This window comes from Aquamicrobium defluvii, assembly GCF_004363725.1.
Lineage (GTDB): Bacteria > Pseudomonadota > Alphaproteobacteria > Rhizobiales > Rhizobiaceae > Mesorhizobium > Mesorhizobium defluvii.
Genome location: NZ_SNZF01000008.1, coordinates 103143 through 118569, shown reverse-complemented (window position 1 = coordinate 118569; position 15427 = coordinate 103143). Strand labels below are relative to the sequence as shown.

Annotated in this window: 15 protein-coding genes and 1 pseudogene; 10 read left to right on the top strand and 6 right to left on the bottom strand. The window is 62.6% G+C overall.

All coding sequences use genetic code 11. The features are described from left to right. The first annotated feature begins 3 nt into the window (after window positions 1-3). From DES43_RS08265 to DES43_RS22865, 4 genes are read left to right on the top strand one after another with little or no spacing between them, the layout of a single operon-like run. Window positions 4-195, top strand: a complete 192-nt coding sequence (locus DES43_RS08265) for a hypothetical protein (protein ID WP_133674910.1) — start codon at window positions 4-6, stop codon at window positions 193-195. Then, window positions 186-2720, top strand: coding sequence for a hypothetical protein (locus tag DES43_RS08260; protein WP_133674908.1), 2535 nt, complete (start codon window positions 186-188; stop codon window positions 2718-2720). The genes DES43_RS08265 and DES43_RS08260 overlap by 10 nt, the downstream gene beginning before the upstream one ends. A 45-nt stretch (window positions 2721-2765) precedes the next feature. Further along, window positions 2766-4562: a hypothetical protein gene (locus tag DES43_RS08255; RefSeq protein ID WP_133674906.1), complete on the top strand. Its 1797-nt coding sequence runs from the start codon at window positions 2766-2768 to the stop codon at window positions 4560-4562. 4 nt (window positions 4563-4566) lie between these two features. After that, window positions 4567-4971, top strand: coding sequence for a hypothetical protein (locus tag DES43_RS22865; protein ID WP_245514542.1), 405 nt, complete (start codon window positions 4567-4569; stop codon window positions 4969-4971). Window position 4972: 1 nt separating this feature from the next. Here the strand turns inward: DES43_RS22865 and DES43_RS08245 are convergent, their stop codons facing one another. Then, entirely contained in the window at window positions 4973-5623 is a 651-nt protein-coding gene (locus DES43_RS08245) for an FkbM family methyltransferase (protein ID WP_133674905.1), read from the bottom strand. A 53-nt stretch (window positions 5624-5676) separates the two neighbouring features. Here DES43_RS08245 and DES43_RS08240 point away from each other — a divergent pair, with 53 nt between their 5' ends. The 4 genes from DES43_RS08240 (at window position 5677) to DES43_RS08225 (ending at window position 8509) form a co-directional block, all read left to right on the top strand. Continuing rightward, a complete protein-coding gene (locus DES43_RS08240) occupies window positions 5677-6744 on the top strand; it encodes a glycosyltransferase family 2 protein (protein WP_245514541.1) in 1068 nt (355 codons plus the stop codon). Between the two features lie 70 nt (window positions 6745-6814). Next, window positions 6815-7690 carry an N-acetylmuramidase family protein gene (locus DES43_RS08235; RefSeq protein WP_133674903.1) on the top strand — a complete coding sequence of 292 codons (876 nt, stop codon included), beginning with the start codon at window positions 6815-6817 and terminating at the stop codon, window positions 7688-7690. Next, on the top strand, window positions 7687-8202 hold the full coding sequence (locus DES43_RS08230) for a 3TM-type holin (protein ID WP_133674901.1): 516 nt from the start codon (window positions 7687-7689) through the stop codon (window positions 8200-8202). The genes DES43_RS08235 and DES43_RS08230 overlap by 4 nt, the downstream gene beginning before the upstream one ends. 4 nt (window positions 8203-8206) lie before the next feature. Further along, complete coding sequence (locus DES43_RS08225; protein ID WP_133674899.1) at window positions 8207-8509, top strand: hypothetical protein; 303 nt, start codon at window positions 8207-8209, stop codon at window positions 8507-8509. Window positions 8510-8645: 136 nt separating this feature from the next. Here the strand turns inward: DES43_RS08225 and dprA are convergent, their stop codons facing one another. From dprA to DES43_RS08200, 4 genes are read right to left on the bottom strand one after another with little or no spacing between them, the layout of a single operon-like run. After that, window positions 8646-9776 (bottom strand): DNA-processing protein DprA, encoded by a 1131-nt coding sequence (gene dprA / locus DES43_RS08215; protein WP_035028815.1) that lies wholly within the window; start codon window positions 9774-9776, stop codon window positions 8646-8648. Next, window positions 9773-10360 (bottom strand): glycerol-3-phosphate 1-O-acyltransferase PlsY, encoded by a 588-nt coding sequence (gene plsY / locus DES43_RS08210; RefSeq protein ID WP_035028812.1) that lies wholly within the window; start codon window positions 10358-10360, stop codon window positions 9773-9775. Before plsY ends, dprA begins: the two co-directional genes overlap by 4 nt. A gap of 31 nt (window positions 10361-10391) precedes the next feature. Then, on the bottom strand, window positions 10392-11678 hold the full coding sequence (locus DES43_RS08205) for a dihydroorotase (RefSeq protein WP_035028797.1): 1287 nt from the start codon (window positions 11676-11678) through the stop codon (window positions 10392-10394). After that, window positions 11675-12643 carry an aspartate carbamoyltransferase catalytic subunit gene (locus DES43_RS08200; RefSeq protein ID WP_035028794.1) on the bottom strand — a complete coding sequence of 323 codons (969 nt, stop codon included), beginning with the start codon at window positions 12641-12643 and terminating at the stop codon, window positions 11675-11677. The genes DES43_RS08205 and DES43_RS08200 overlap by 4 nt, the downstream gene beginning before the upstream one ends. 176 nt (window positions 12644-12819) lie before the next feature. Here DES43_RS08200 and DES43_RS08195 point away from each other — a divergent pair, with 176 nt between their 5' ends. Both DES43_RS08195 and DES43_RS22860 read left to right on the top strand, forming a co-directional pair. Continuing rightward, window positions 12820-14451: an acyl-CoA dehydrogenase family protein gene (locus tag DES43_RS08195; RefSeq protein WP_035028869.1), complete on the top strand. Its 1632-nt coding sequence runs from the start codon at window positions 12820-12822 to the stop codon at window positions 14449-14451. Between the two features lie 200 nt (window positions 14452-14651). Then, a pseudogene (locus tag DES43_RS22860) lies at window positions 14652-14921 on the top strand (DUF6105 family protein); the annotation flags it as partial. A gap of 18 nt (window positions 14922-14939) precedes the next feature. Here DES43_RS22860 and ruvX read toward each other — a convergent pair. After that, on the bottom strand, window positions 14940-15416 hold the full coding sequence (gene ruvX / locus DES43_RS08185; RefSeq protein WP_035028791.1) for a Holliday junction resolvase RuvX: 477 nt from the start codon (window positions 15414-15416) through the stop codon (window positions 14940-14942). Between the last annotated feature and the right edge of the window lie 11 nt (window positions 15417-15427).

The following is a 15427-nucleotide window of genomic DNA, read 5'->3' as shown; positions in this document are numbered from 1 at the left end:
GCAATGGACGCGATTCTTCTTAGGTGCCGGCACTGCAAACGCGAAATGCAATATGAGCGAACGATAGATCCTGATGTGCCCTCGAATGTCGCTGGGATCGAAAGCAGCAAATGTGACGTTTGCGATGATGGCGATTTTGGTACTGAAACATGGTTTGACGCTGCTGGTGAAGTGGTGGTGCCAGAATGGGCCTGAAAGATTGCCTGATCTCGGCCGTCGAGCAGAACGCCATCACGAAGGAAGAGGCGGCGTTTCTGGCTGATGAGTTCGACCAACGCTTCGCGCAGAACCGTCTTGCCATGGGTGACGATCTGGCGAAGGCCAGGGCGCGAAAGGACATGGAAGCTGCCCTGAAGGCCGAGGCGGCCGAGAAGCGCCGGCGCGCCAACTTGACCGAAGCGCGGCGGCTTTCGGTGAAATCCTTCCTGCAGGACTATCGCGACCGTGAAGGCAACGCCAACGTCTATGACGCGGCCGTGGCGCTGCTGTCGCACTACGGTTTTCGCGGCGCATCGAGCGTGCGCGGGCGCACGGAAGCCATCATCGCCGGCGCACATAAGAATCTCGACCAGGTGATGTTCTCCTTTCAGCGCCAAGGCCTGCTTGGCAAGCGGCCAAATCGCGGGTTGCAGAGCGATGTGGTGAAGGAACTGCATGGCGAGGCGAGCGGCGACGCCACGGCCAAGCAGCTCGCGCGTGCCATCTCGAATGTCTACGAGGATCTTCGCCAGCGCTTCAACGCCTCCGGCGGCGCGATCGGAAAGATCGACAATTTCGGCCTGCCGCATTCGCATGACCGCCTGAAGGTGAAGGCAGCCGGCCGGGCGGACTGGAAGGCGGGCATCAGGCCCTTGCTCGACCCGGCGCGGATGACGGACCCGCTGACCGGCCAGCCCCTGACCGCCGCGCGCCTCGATCAGGCGCTCGATCACGTCTACGATTCCATCGTCTCGAACAATCGCGCCAACATGGTGCCGCAGGCCGCGCGGCGAGGGCAGGGCGCTATCGCCTCCCAGCGGCAGGAAGAGCGCTTCCTGATCTTCCGCGATTCGCAGAGCTGGATGGATTACAACGCCCGCTTCGGCAAGGGCGACGTGGTGCAGGCGATCTTCGGCCACGTCAACGGCATGGCGCGCGATATCGCCGCAATGGAAGTGCTTGGGCCAAACCCTTCTTCCATGGTCGAGTACATGAAACAGGTGGTCGCCCACGAGATCGGCAAGCTGGAAGCCGGCAAGGGCACGCTGGCGAAGGAAGCGAAGGTCTTCAAGAACAGCCAGGCGAACATTGCGGAATGGCGGATCGAAAGCCTGTGGCAGGCCCTGCGCGGCCGCCCAGAGGTTGCCAGCGGCGCGGCCGCCTTCACGTCGAACATCAAGAACGTGCTGACCGGCACCCAGCTCGGCGCCACCGCATTGCTTGCCGGTGCCACGGATCCGTTCATCGCCTCGGCCTCGCGCAAGCTGGCCGGGCTGCCGGTGACCTCGACCGTCCGGGATATGGTCTCGATGCTGTCGAAGGCGAAGCGGGAAGACATCATATCTTCCGGCATCATCTGGGACGAATACATGCATGTGATGGCGGATGAGCTGCGCTTCGTCGGCCCGGCCGTTGGCTCGGAATGGTCGCAGTGGATCGCCGATCGCGGCGTCACCTGGTCCGGACTGAAACCGCTGACCACCGGGCGCAAGCTGGTCGAGGCGCGCGCCTGGCAAAAGACCATCGGCGACAATGCGGAGAAGACCTTCCAGAAGCTCGATCCGCGCTTCCGGACCGCCCTCGAGGGCTTCGGCGTGACTCCGCAGCATTGGGATATCTGGCGCAAAGCCAAGGACCCGAACGGCTTCGTGACACAGCGCCAGATCGAGACGAATGGCGGCGCCGTCAACTATATCGATACGGCGCGCGCGACACCCGGCGAGATCGCGGCCGAGACGAAAGCCCTGGCGCACAGGGAGGCGGCTGAGAAGCTTTCGGAGATCATCACCAGTTGGTCGGAGCGGTCGGTTCCCAGCGGCTCTCCGAACGCGCGCTCCCTGCTCACCGGCATCGAGCGGCGGGGAACCGTGGGCGGCGAGCTGCTGGACTTCCTCCTGCAATACAAGAGTTTCGGGCTTTCCTTCACCACCATGCAGCTCGAGGCGGTTTTCGAGATGGCCGCCGCGCGCGGCGGCGGCAAGGGCTTCCGGTCGGGCATGGCCTATTTCGCGCCCATGGCGATCATGCTCACACTCGGCGGTGCCGCCTATCTGCAGATCAAGCATCTGCTCGACGGCAAGAAGCCGGAAAATATGGACCCGGCCGAGAACCCCGGTTTCTGGCTGAAGGCGACGTTCCAGGGCGGCGGCTTCGGCCTGTTCGGCGATTTCGTTTCCGCCAACGAGAACCGCTTCGGCCAGTCGCTGCAGGAAAGCCTGATGGGTCCCGGCGTTGCATTCATGGGCGACACGCTGGGCCTCACGATCGGCAACGCGCAACAATGGATCGGTGGCGAGAAGGTGAACCCCGGCCGGCAGGCGCGGCGCTACCTGCAGCGCTACACGCCGTTCGTCGCCTCGCACTGGGCCACGCGCGGCGCCTACAACCGCCTTGTGCTCGACAATCTGCAATGGATGCTGGATCCGGACGCGGACAAGAGCTTCAAGGCGCAGGCGAGCCGGGCGAAGAAGGCAGGCACACCGTTCATGGTTGCGCCGGGCCAGTTCACGCCCATGCGCTGACCCTGTACGCAATTGACGTGATTGCCGGCGAGTCATGCTGCCGGCATGGCGAACACACCCTATCCCCTGCCGCGCCAGACGCGCGAATCCACGATTCAGGTCGGCAACGGCACTGCCGGCCCTTACGGCCCTTCGCAATATCGCATCTTCGACGTCGAGGATGTGCGGGTCTACCTGCAGGTGGAGGACGAAGAAAGTTTCGCCGATGTCACCGATGGCTGCACGGTCACGAAGACAGCCGGCGAGGGGTACGACACCTTCAGCGTAACGTTTGCCGCGGCGGTGCCCGCGACATCGCGCTGGTATCACGCCGCGAAACGCATCTCTAACCGCAGCGTGGCGGTGACCAGGGCGGGCACGCTGGTTTCGGATGAGCTGGAAAAGGAGCTTTCCAAGCAGGCGAGCGCGCTTTCCGAGATGCGGCGCGATATCGGCCGCGCGCTGAAGGTCGATCCGGATCAGGATGAGGTCTGGGTGCAGCCGCTGGCGAATGGGCATCTTTCCGTCTGGCGCGATGGCCAGATGGTCGATGGCGGTTCTGTCGATGCCATCCATGAATCCGCCGACAGCGCAGCCGCCAGCGCGGCGGCAGCGGCCATTTCGGCCGGCAATGCGGCGGACAGCGCAGGAGCCGCCGCCGGCAGTGCAGACGCCGCGGCCGGGGCCGCGATCAGCGCGGCAGGCAGCGCGGACGATGCCGCCAGCGATCGTGCGCTCGCCGTCGCGGCCGCGAACAGCGCGGCGAATAGCGCGGATGCTGCAGCTGATGACCGTGCCGCCGTTGCGATCGACCGCGCCGCCGTTTCCGACGACAAGGATGCCGCGGCTGCAAGCGCCGGTGCCGCGGCAGGATCCGCGAACAGCGCTGCGAACAGCGCCGGAGATGCGGCCGATGATCGTGCGGCCGTTGCGATCGACCGTGCGGCAGTTGCCGACGACAAGGATGCCGCGGCCGCCAGCGCAGGCGCAGCCTCGGCCAGCGCGGGAGCGGCTGCCTCGAGCGCCAGCAAGGCCGATGAATGGGCCAACGCACCCGAAAATTCGCCAGTGGAGCCGGGCAAGTATTCCGCCTTCCATTGGTCGAAAAAAGCAGAGGAGGCGGCTGGCGGCGGCATGCAGCCCGCCATGTACGATCCCAACGGCGTGCAGAACGATGCCTTTTCCATGAACAACATGGCGGAAGGCACCGACACAAAGATCATGACGGCAGCCGAGCGAACGAAGCTCGCGCGGGCGGATACCACCGTTGTCGGCGGCGCGATCGCCGGCGTGAGCCAGGTTCCGGCGCCGGCCGATGGCGACCGCTTCGCAGGTGTCCTTTCCGGCGGGTCGTCCCTGTTCTGGACCACGTGGGGTAACATCAAGGCCGCGCTGAAGGCCTATTTCGACACGATCTATCAGGCGGCCGGCAGCTATGTGCCGACGGCGCGCACGGTTGCCACCCAGCATAGTCTTCAGGGCGGTGGCAATCTGTCGGCCAACCGAACGTTGTCACTGGTGGGCGACACCGCTTCGCCGGGCATAAACAAAGCCTATGGCACGGATGGTACCGGGGCGCGCGGGTGGATCGAGATGTCGTCTATCGGCACGAAGTTCACCGATGTTTCGGGATCGCGCGTCCGCAACACAGTCTACCAGAACACCACAGGACGATGGCTCATCGTCTATGCAGGCAGCTCCAACAACGGCAATTCCGCCGAAATCTCCGCAGATGGCACCACCTGGTATGAAGTGACGCGTGGTTCTCAATCCTATTCTCAAGCGGTGTTCGTGCCGCCGGGCTGGCGCTATCGCGCGAATCCTACATCCGGAACTCTGATGTGGCTCGAAACGGTGGACTGACATCATGACCGAAACTGGATTTTACCATCCCGAATTGGGATATTGGCAGGCCGTAGGCGGTGAGCCCGAAGCGCTGCTGTCAACCTATCCCGCCGGCACTGTGCAGGTGCCGATCAAGCCCGGCGCCGATTTCGAATGGCAGAATAGCGAGTGGGTCTATGTCGCGCCGCCGCCGCCGCCGGCTCCTGACCGCGTATCGTCTCGCCAGTTCAAGCTACAGCTTCTCGAGGCCGGTCTCCTCGACAGCGTTGATGCCTGGATTGCCACACAGGATCGGGCTACGCAGATCGCCTACGCCAACAGCGGCACCTTTGTTCGTGATGACCCGATGATGCAGGCTGGTTTCGCAGCGCTCGGATTTACAGAACAACAGGTGGACGATTTCTACACGGCGGCCGCGGCGCGTTAGACTAGTGCCAATCGAGGTTGATGCGGCCGGGCCAACGAGCTTTCGATGCATTTCTGATCTGCCGGGTCCGCTCGGCCAGTTGGGGAATCTTCTTTTCATGCGTCTCAGCGAATATCCTGTCGATGCGATCCATGAGGCCGCTTGACATGATGGCTTCGAGTATCGGTACCTCCGCCCCCTCAACGTCGATCTTCATGATCCGGATCGGTTGATCTATGCTCCGGACAAATTCTAGGATGCTAATCTGCTCGACATCGATCGCGCCATCGGTCGTAACGTTGGACTTGTCGGCGAACAAGGAAGAGGATTGAGACCAAAGGTCGGGGTCTTCCGAGAAAGATTTTGCCCGGTATAACCGTACCAATCCGGTCTTATCAGAGAGCGCCTTTTGATAGAGGTGTACATTTCGCAGGTGGCCCACCCGCTTTTGGAGATGATCGAAAGCGTAGGGATCTGGCTCGAATGCATGGACCGTGGCACCCGTTGCCGCCATTGCCTCCGTGACCTCGCCGAGGTTTGCGCCGGCATCAATCACAGTATCACCGGGCTTCAACGTTTTGACACATCTCTCAAAAATGTAGGCGGCATTCCAGGTTGGCTTGCCAAACCAACGGCTGTACAGGTGATATTTTAGATCGTGTTTAAGGGGCATTTGCTAGCTGCTTCACGGTTGACCTGCGCGCCTTGCGAGGATAGACGCGCCTCATGGGGGATATAAAGTCAATCAATTATCCTGATCCACTCCAGCAATCCGACTTATCTCGGTTGACGACACTGGAGATGCTGCGGTGCGACTGGGATGCACGCAGGGTATTGTCACGTCGTCGCCGGGAAGACAAGGAGTTGGGCTACGTCAGGATCTACCTTCTCGGCGGCGGACCTGTGCGTCCCTTGACGGGCAATGACTTGCCGTTGATTTTCCTAACGCACAATGATCGCAGGTTTGTTCGCTCGTTTCTGGCGCATTATCGGGCGCTAGGCGTCACGCGGTTTATCTGTGTCGACGATGCGTCTGCTGACGGCACACGCGAGGCGCTTCTCGCTGAGCCGGATGTTGATGTGTTCGGGTCTACTGTCCGCTATCGCGACGCGCGCCGGGGCAGGATCTGGCGTGAGCTTCTGTTTGCCATCTATGGTCCGGACCGCTGGTATCTCAACGTGGATTCAGATGAGTACCTGGTCTACGAGGATTGCGACCATCGGACCCTGCCTGATCTGATTGAGGCGCTCGAACGAAGGGGTATCGAGCGTTGTCCGGCGCCGATGCTCGACGCCTATCCGCCGGGAACTATCGCTGCAGCAACTTTCGAAGGTCTGGATGACATCATGCCCTGGCAGGTCGCATCTTCGATCGATGGGGGCGGTTATCGTCTTACCAAAGAGCGACGTGCTCTGTCGCTTGCAGGCGGGATGCGCGAACGCGTCTTTGATGCCGGTCTTGAGTTGATGAAGTATCCACTCATTTACTGGCGGCAGGGATATAGCCTCGGAGTAAGCATTCATCAGCCGCTTCCGTATCGGCATAACTTTGCACCGATTTTTGGCGCTTTACTGCATTTTAAATTTTTTAACGATGCAGCATCCATGGCGAGAAAGGCCATCGCTGATCAACAGTATTTCAACAATGCCCAAGCTTATAACGCCATTGCGCAGGTGCTCGATACATCGGATGAAGTTTCATTCATCTCACCCCAATCGTTTTCGTACGCAGGTCCGAACGATTTGATAGACCGTGGCTTCATGCAGTCGCCCTTTCTTTTTTCCGGCAGTTGACGCCATCCACCCGGCCTTAAAACCGTAGCACCGGCCATTGCCTTTCCGGCCGGCAGCTGCGGAGGCCGGAATGTTCGACGATGATGTTCGCCGCGAGATCGAGCGGGTTGCCAAGGCCAGAGGCTGGGGCGCGGCGCAGCTGCTTGCCGTGGCCGAGGTGGAAAGCGGCGGGCAACCCTTCGCCACGATCAACGGTCGGCGCGAGCCGCTGATCCGATGGGAGGGCCACTATTTCGACAAGCGGCTTTCCGGCGAGAAACGGACGCGGGCGCGCAAGGCGGGGCTGGCCGATCCGAAGGCCGGCGCGGTGAAGAACCCGAATTCACAGGCGGCGCGCTGGAAGATCTTCGAACAGGCCGCCGCGATCGACCGCACGGCCGCTATCGAAAGCATGTCGTATGGCATCGGCCAGGTGATGGGCGCGCACTGGAAATGGCTCGGTTATCACTCGGCCGAGGATCTGTTGCTGGATGCCCGCAACGGCGTTTACGGGCAGGTTCGCCTGATGGCCAACTTCATCGAGAAATCCGGGTTGGCTTCCGCCTTGGCCCGGCGCGACTGGGCGGCATTCGCCAAGGTCTATAACGGACCGGCCTATGCCAAACACCGCTATGACCAGAAGATGGCGGCTGCCTACCAGCGCTATGCCAAGCTGCCGCCTTTGCCGCAGACGGCACCGGAGCCCGTACAGAAGCCCGTGGACGCGCCCAAGCCTGATGCGGCGCAATCTCCCGCTGAAACCGCCAACGGCGCTCCAGCGCCCGCGCAGGAGTCAAAGCGGGGCATTCTGGCGAAGGTGCTGGTGGCGCTCGGCATCGGAACGGGCAGCGCCGGCGCGGCGAAACTCAGCCAGTCCGAGGCCAATCAGCTCGCGGCCTTCATGATCTTCATGGGGATTGTTGCCGGAGCCGGCATTCTGATCTTCGTCATTCGGAGGAAGAAATGAGCCTGCTTGCGGGGATTCTGATCGAGGCTGCCGGCAAGGTCGGCGCGCCGATCGTAAAAGGCCTGCTCGAAAAATATGTGGGCGGAAAGGCCGGCGAGATCGGCGGCGACATCATCGACGTGATCGCCGGTAAGGCCGGTGTGCCGCCGGCCGATCTGCCGAACCTTCCTACTGATGAATTGGGCGCAGCCGTCCAGGCGGCCGAGCCGGTTGCGGCCGAGCTGGTGTTGGCCGAGGTCGAGCAGCAACGGGAAGCCAATCGGCTTATGCTTGCCGAGATGGATAAGGAGGGCGGCACCTGGACATGGGCGTGGCGGCCGGCTTGGATGTGGCTGCTGGCTTTCCTGTGGACCTATGCGCTTGTGCTTCGGCCGCTGGTGAATGCCGCCGTGGGCGCGGCGATCGAAGCCGTAGACGTGTCCATGCTGATGACCCTGACCGGTGCTTATCTGGCGCTCTATATGGGCGGGCATACGCTTAAGGACGGGCTGAAGAAGTGGACAGGAAGGTGACGCCATGACCGACCGCACGATCGCAGGGCTCAACGTGGACATGAAAATTTCTCTCGGCAACATCATCGTCATTGGCACATTGCTGGTGACGATCGTCGGCGGATGGGCCACGCTGAAGAGCCAGACCGAACAGAACACCGTCGATATTGCGAAAAACACCACGCGCATCGAGCGGCTGGAAACCGGATCGGGAGACATGAAAGATCGCCTGACCCGCATGGAAGTCACACTGCAAAACCTTACGGTACAAGTGGATCGCGTCGTGCGCGCAGTGGAGCGCAGGCCGGTTGACTTGCCGCATCAGTAATTGATAAAGACCGTGCGACTTAAACGAGCCACATTTTACATCCGATTGATTTGGTTAATACTCAACATAACTTTTAATCATGTGGTCGTGGGTTCGATCCCCACCCGGCTCACCATCCTTCGCAACGCATTTTCTTCTATTGAGAAGCCAGCAGCGAGACATGTCCGCCTGCGTGGCGTTCAAGCCTTCCAATGAGGTCGAGCTCCAGCAGAACCATCTGCACCTGCGCAGGTTCCAGACCGGTATGACGGATGATTTCGTCGATCTCCACCGGAGTGGGGCCGAGTGCCTCAACCACGCGCATTCGTTCATCCTGCTGCGGCGGCGGGGCGGTGGAAAGATCGGCCGATTCCTCGAGCGGAAGCTGTGCCCTGTGGCTGTCCCCGCCACAAAGCGGCTTGATGGCATCGAGCACATCGCCGGCCTCGGTTGTCAATATCGCGCCGTCCTTGAGCAATCCGTTGGTGCCGCCTGCGCGCGGATCGAGCGGCGAGCCGGGCACCGCGAATACCAGGCGGCCCATTTCACCGGCCAGTCGTGCCGTGATCAGCGATCCTGAACGCCTGGCGGCCTCTACCACCAGAAGGCCGATCGCCATTCCAGCCACCAGCCTGTTACGGCGGGGGAAATCCTGCGCGCGCGGTTGCCAGCCGAACGGCATTTCCGAAACGATGGCGCCGCCATGGCTCGCGATCTCACGGCACAGGGCAGCGTTCTCCGGTGGATAGGGCATGTCGAGCCCGCCGGCCAGCACCCCGACAGTCCCCGTTTCGATGCTGCCGCGATGGGCGGCGGTGTCGATGCCGCGCGCAAGGCCCGAGACGATGGCGTAGCCTTCGCGTCCTATTCTTTGCGACAGGGAAGCGGCGAGCTTTGTTCCGGCAATCGATGCATTCCGGGCGCCGACCACGGAAATGGCGGGGCGCTGCAAGATTGATTCGCCGCCAATCGCAGCCAGAACCGGCGGAGGATGGTCGACCTGCTTCAACAGGGGCGGATAGTCGGGATCGCCGATGCATATGAAGCGCGCGCCGAATCCGGCGGCACGGTCCATTTCCTCAAGGATTTCGGATTCGTCGGGTATGCGCACAACCCGGCGCGAGCCGGCGGATTGCATCAGCTCCGGCAGCATTTCAAGTGCCGTCTGGGCGGACCCGAACCGATTGATGAGGTCCCGGAACGAGGCCGGTCCGACATTCGGCGTCCGGATCAGCCGCAGCCAGGCAAGTCTTTGCCTGTCGCTCAACCCGGGTGTGGGGGAACTCACCCTTTAGCCCCGATCCTGCCTTCAGTTCCGGCTGCAAGACGCTGGATATTGGCGCGGTGCTTGATGAAAAGAATCATGCTCATCACGGCGAACAGAGCCGCCAGTTGGGGAGTGGCGAGAAACCACAAGGCGATCGGCACAGCTATGGCGGCGCAAAGCGCCGCGAGCGACGAGTAGCGGAACAGGACTGCCACCAGCAGCCATACCGCGGCAAAGATAAGGGCGACCTGCCAGGCGAGACCGATCAGCACACCGAGATAGGTGGCCACTCCCTTGCCGCCCCTGAATCCCAGCCACACCGGAAACAGATGGCCAAGAAACGCGCCGAAGCCGGCCCACAAGCCGAGTTCCGCCGCATATTGGCTGGCGAGAAGGACAGCAGCGGTTCCTTTCAGTGCATCGAGCAGCAGCGTTGCGGCCGCCAGCTTCCTGTTGCCGGTGCGCAGTACGTTGGTCGCGCCGATATTGCCCGAGCCGATGGAACGCACATCGCCAAGCCCGGCTGCACGCGTCAAAAGCAGTCCGAACGGAATCGAGCCCAGCAAATAGCCGAAGATCAGCGCCGCGATGGTGATGAAGGTCATGCTTCCCCCTGGCTGGCCGGTTGGCTCCGTCCTAGACGGCGAACACTGTGCGACCGGCAACCATGGTTTGCAAGACCCGGCCCTGCAATCGCGCGCCCTCGAAACAGGTGTTTTTGGACCGCGAGCGGATGCCGGCTTCGTTCACAACCCACGGCTCGTCGAGGTCCACAAGCGCCAGATCTGCGGGCGCGCCCGGTTTCAGCGTACCGCCAGGCAGGCCGAAGATGCGGGCAGGGGCCGTTGAAAGCGCCTCGACGATCCTGATGAGCGGGACCTCGCCATTGTGATGCAGCCGCAGCGCGACCGACAACAGCGTTTCCAGCCCGACAGCGCCTGCTGCGGCATCGGAGAAGGGCAGCCGCTTGGTGTCGACATCCTGGGGATCGTGCGAGGAGACGATCAGATCGATCGTGCCGTCCTTGAGCGCCTCGATCATGGCGAGGCGGTCCTCCTCGGCGCGCAATGGTGGCGCCAGCCGGAAGAAAGTGCGGTACTCGCCGACATCGTGCTCGTTGAGCGCCAGATTGTGGATTGCCACGCCGGCGCTCACATTGGCGCCATCGCCCCTGGCGCGGCGGATGGCGTCGGCGGCCATGCCGGTCGAAATCTTCGCGGCGTGATAGCTGCCGCGCGTAAGGCGGGCCAGCGCCAGATCGCGCTCCAGCGGAATGGTTTCCGCCTCGCGTGGAATGCCGGAAAGACCGAGCCAGCTCGCATACAGTCCCTCGTTCATGACGCCCGATGAGGCGAGGTCGGCATCCAGCGTCTCGTGGACGATGGTTGCACCGAAATCGCGTGCATAGGTGAGCGCGCGGCGCATCACCAGCGAGTTGGCGACGGTGTGGCGTCCGTCGGTGAAGGCGACGGCTCCGGCTTCGCGCAGCAGGCCGAACTCGGTCATCTCGCGGCCTTCAAGACCCTTGGTGATGGCCGCGGCCGGAAAGATGTTCACGCGGGCGGTGTCGCGCGCGGTGCGCAGTACGAATTCGACCAGTGCGACATTGTCGATGACCGGATCTGTATCCGGCATCATGATGACGGAGGTGACGCCACCTGCGGCGGCAGCCTGGCTGGCGGAGGCGATGGTCTCGCGATGCTCGCCGCCCGGTTCGCCGATGAACACGCGGCTGTCGATCAATCCGGGAATGATCGCCTTGCCTGCGCAGTCGATGATGGTCGCGCCTTCCGGTGCGCCCTGATTGAGCGCATCCCTGCCGGCGGCCGCGATCCTGCCGTCCTCGATGACGACGCTGCCGGTTTCGTCCAGCCCGCGCGAGGGATCGACGATGCGGGCGTGGCTGAAGATGGTGATGCTCATGCGCCCGGTCCTTCCGGATTGCGGCGCGGATCGAGCAGCGCCTCCATGACTGCCATGCGCACCGCGACGCCCATTTCCACCTGCTCCTGGATGACGCTTTGCGGCCCGTCCGCGATCTCTGAGGCGATCTCGACGCCACGGTTCATGGGACCCGGATGCATTACCAGCGCATCCTCTTTCGCCGCTTTCAGCTTTTCGGCGTCGAGGCCGAAATAGCGGAAATATTCGCGTACCGAGGGAACGAAACTGCCCGCCATGCGCTCGCGTTGCAGGCGCAGCATCATCACGACATCTGCGCCTTTCAGCCCTTCCTCCATGTTGCGGAAGACGTTGACGCTCATCTGTTCGATGCCCGAGGGCATCAGGGTCGATGGCGCGACCACGCGAACCTGCGCGCCCAGCGCATTGAGCAGGATGATGTTGGACCGGGCGACGCGCGAGTGCAGGATATCGCCGCAGATGGCGACCGTCAGCCCGCCGATCCGCCCCTTGGCACGGCGGATGGTGAGCGCATCGAGCAGCGCCTGCGTCGGATGCTCGTGCGTGCCGTCACCCGCATTCACAACCGAACAGCCGACCTTTTGTGCCAGAAGGGCGGCCGCTCCGGCAGACTGGTGGCGAATGATGAGGATGTCGGGGCGCATGGCGTTGAGCGTCATGGCCGTGTCGATCAGCGTTTCGCCCTTCTTCACGGAAGAGCTTGCCACCGACATGTTCATGACATCGGCGCCAAGGCGCTTGCCGGCCAGTTCGAACGACGACTGTGTTCTGGTCGAGGATTCGAAGAAGAGGTTGATCTGTGTGCGCCCGCGCAGCGTCGAGGTTTTCTTCTCGGATTGTCGCGAGATGGAGACGGCCCGGTCGGCCCGGTCAAGCAAAATCTCTATATCGGGAGGAGAAAGGTCCCTGATGCCAAGCAGATGGCGATGGGGAAAGAGCGGCAGGGGCGCGTCTGTATGGGTCATCTCAGCGGGGTGCTATACGGCCAGCGGAAGTGACCTGCAAGGACCCGCTTTGCATTCCGGTGGCATCTTCCCCTATTTTCATCGCCGCACATGCAGCCATCGGCTATAAAGCCGCCACGGTTGCGGATTCGACAGGCCGCCGGAACATAAGCCGCCATGACACACAGGGACATTGCGTGACAGACGACGTGACGAACCAGCCGCCGCCGCTTACCGGCGCCAATGCCTGGAGAGGCGATCCGCTCCTTATCCAGCTTGCCGAGCAGTTTTCGGAGCCGGTTCGCAAGGAACTCGATGGCCTTGGCCGTTTCGTGCTGACGCATGAAGCGCAGGATCTGGCGCGGCTCGCCAACACGGAAACCCCGCGCCTGCGCACCCACGACCGGCAGGGGCGGCGGATGGACCTGGTCGAATACCATCCGGCCTACCATGCCCTGATGCGCCGCTCCGTGGCCGGCGGGCTTCACTCATCCATATGGGAAAACGGCGACGCCGAGATCGGGCGCCGCCATCAGGTGCGCGCCGCGCGATTCTATCTGACGGCCCAGCTCGAGGTCGGCCACCTGTGCCCGATCACCATGACCAGCGCTTCTCTGGCGGCGCTGATGGCGAGCCCGAAGATTTTCCGCGAATGGGCGCCGCGCGTAACCACCCGCAAATATGACCAGACCCAGAAGCCCCCGGTGGAAAAGAGCGGTCTCACGCTTGGCATGGGCATGACGGAGAAGCAGGGCGGCACGGATGTACGCGCCAATGTCACGCGCGCCGAACGTGCGGGCTCGACAGGCTTCTTCCGGCTGACCGGCCATAAATGGTTCATGTCCGCCCCGATGTCGGACGCGTTTCTTGTGCTGGCGCAGGCGACGGAAGGTCTGTCATGTTTTCTCGTGCCGCGCCTTCTGGGCGACAGCACCAGCAACGGGTTCCGCTTCCAGCGGCTGAAGGACAAGCTCGGCAACCGTTCCAACGCTTCGTCGGAAGTGGAGTTCGAAAACGCCATCGGCGAGATGGTGGGCGAACCGGGTGCGGGTGTCCGCACCATCATGGACATGGTGACGCTGACCCGGCTCGACTGCGCGATTGCGTCGGCGGCTCTCATGCGCGCCGGATTGGCCGAAGCCGTGCATCATTGCCGCCACCGTCATGTGTTCGGCAAGAAGCTTGTCGATCAGCCGCTGATGCAGCGCGTTCTGGCCGATATGGCGCTGGACGCGGCGGCGGCGACCGCGCTCTCGTTCCGGCTGGCGCGCTCGTTCGACGAGGCGGCCGGTGACAGGGGCGAGGCGGCTTTCGCGCGCGCCATGACGCCGGTTGTGAAATACTGGGCCTGCAAGATCGCCCCCGCGCTGCTTTATGAAGCGATGGAATGCCTCGGTGGCAATGGCTACGTCGAGGAAGCGCCGCTGGCCCGCTACTACCGCGAGGCTCCGGTCAATGCGATCTGGGAAGGCTCGGGCAATGTCATGGCGCTCGACGTGCTGCGTGTGCTTGGCCGCGCACCGGGACTGTTCGACGATGTTCTGGCGGGAATCGATCGCGATCTCGGCGCGAGCGGACACGGTACGGTTGGCGTGCTGAAGGCCGCGATGCAGGTCGCATCCAGCGACGAAGGCTCGGCCCGCATCCTCACCGAGCAGCTTGCGCTCGCCGCGGCGGCGGCGGAACTGCGCAGGCTGGGGGCAGGGCGCATCGCCGACGCATTCGTGGAAACGCGTCTGGCCGGGCAATGGCGCACCACCTATGGCCTGCTCGATTCGAGACACGATGCGCGTCTCATCATCGACACGCTCTATCCACCGGCAAGCTGACGCCCGACCGCCTTGCCGTCATCCCACGAATGGCCGGTTTCCGCGCGCCGTTAACCATAGTTAACGGAATCCGTTGCGCGAGACGGCTGTGCGCTTAAAGATTATGGTTACCAGATCGTTAACGAGCAGGATGACCGGGCCATGCCGACTTCAAGACCGGAAAGGGCCGGTGCCGCCGCAAAAACGGGGAGCCCGTTCTGATGCGCTACATATTCGCGCTGTGGGCAGCTCCGCTCATTCTGTTCTGGGGCTGGTTCTTCCTGTCCCTCAACGACATGAACTTCGGCTACGTGATGCTGAGCCGTCAGCTGCACGATTTCGTGTTCAATCTTTACGGCGAAATTCTGGGCATCGATCCCGCGATTATTCCGGGTCTTGTGGCGCGTGCCTGCATCATCGATACAGGTCTGCTTCTTGCATTCTGGGCGTTCCGCCGCCGGCGCGAAATCGCGGCATGGATCAGGAAAAAGCGGGGGCTGGAGACGGATTCAGTCGTCGTTCCGCAGCTTGCGCAGCCTGTCGAGAACGCCTTGCAGGATGAAGGAAGCGGCGGCCGAATCGATTTTCTCCCCACGCCGCGCGCGGGAAAAGTCCATTTCGATCAGGGTGCGCTCGGCAGCCACGGTCGATAGGCGCTCGTCCCAGAACACGAAGGGCAGCGCAGTCAGCGCGGCCATGTTGCGCACGAAAGCGCGCGATTTCTGCGCACGGGGACCGTGCGATCCGTCCATGTTCACCGGCAGCCCGATGACGATGGCGCCGACGTTTTCCTTCACAAGCAGGGCAAGCAAGGTCGTGGCATCCTGCGTGAACTTCTTGCGCATGATGACGGGTCGGGGGTGCGCGAAGGAAAGTCGGGCATCCGAAACTGCAACGCCGATGGTCTTGTCGCCAAGATCGAGCCCGGCAATCGTCTGGCCCGCTTGCAGGCGTGTCGCCAGTTCTTCCACTTCGATGACGTTCAAGACGGCCGGCT

Bases quoted from the DNA above. Each gene is read 5' to 3' on its own strand.
- plsY (WP_035028812.1), bottom strand. From the start codon at position 10,360: ATGACCTTCATCACCATCGCGGCGCTGATCTTCGGCTATTTGCTGGGC.
- DES43_RS08260 (WP_133674908.1), top strand. From the start codon at position 186: ATGGGCCTGAAAGATTGCCTGATCTCGGCCGTCGAGCAGAACGCCATC.
- DES43_RS08265 (WP_133674910.1), top strand. From the start codon at position 4: ATGGACGCGATTCTTCTTAGGTGCCGGCACTGCAAACGCGAAATGCAA.
- DES43_RS22865 (WP_245514542.1), top strand. From the start codon at position 4,567: ATGACCGAAACTGGATTTTACCATCCCGAATTGGGATATTGGCAGGCC.
- DES43_RS08245 (WP_133674905.1), bottom strand. From the start codon at position 5,623: ATGCCCCTTAAACACGATCTAAAATATCACCTGTACAGCCGTTGGTTT.
- DES43_RS08225 (WP_133674899.1), top strand. From the start codon at position 8,207: ATGACCGACCGCACGATCGCAGGGCTCAACGTGGACATGAAAATTTCT.
- DES43_RS08200 (WP_035028794.1), bottom strand. From the start codon at position 12,643: ATGACCCATACAGACGCGCCCCTGCCGCTCTTTCCCCATCGCCATCTG.
- DES43_RS08205 (WP_035028797.1), bottom strand. From the start codon at position 11,678: ATGAGCATCACCATCTTCAGCCACGCCCGCATCGTCGATCCCTCGCGC.
- DES43_RS08235 (WP_133674903.1), top strand. From the start codon at position 6,815: ATGTTCGACGATGATGTTCGCCGCGAGATCGAGCGGGTTGCCAAGGCC.
- DES43_RS08240 (WP_245514541.1), top strand. From the start codon at position 5,677: ATGGGGGATATAAAGTCAATCAATTATCCTGATCCACTCCAGCAATCC.
- DES43_RS08230 (WP_133674901.1), top strand. From the start codon at position 7,687: ATGAGCCTGCTTGCGGGGATTCTGATCGAGGCTGCCGGCAAGGTCGGC.
- DES43_RS08255 (WP_133674906.1), top strand. From the start codon at position 2,766: ATGGCGAACACACCCTATCCCCTGCCGCGCCAGACGCGCGAATCCACG.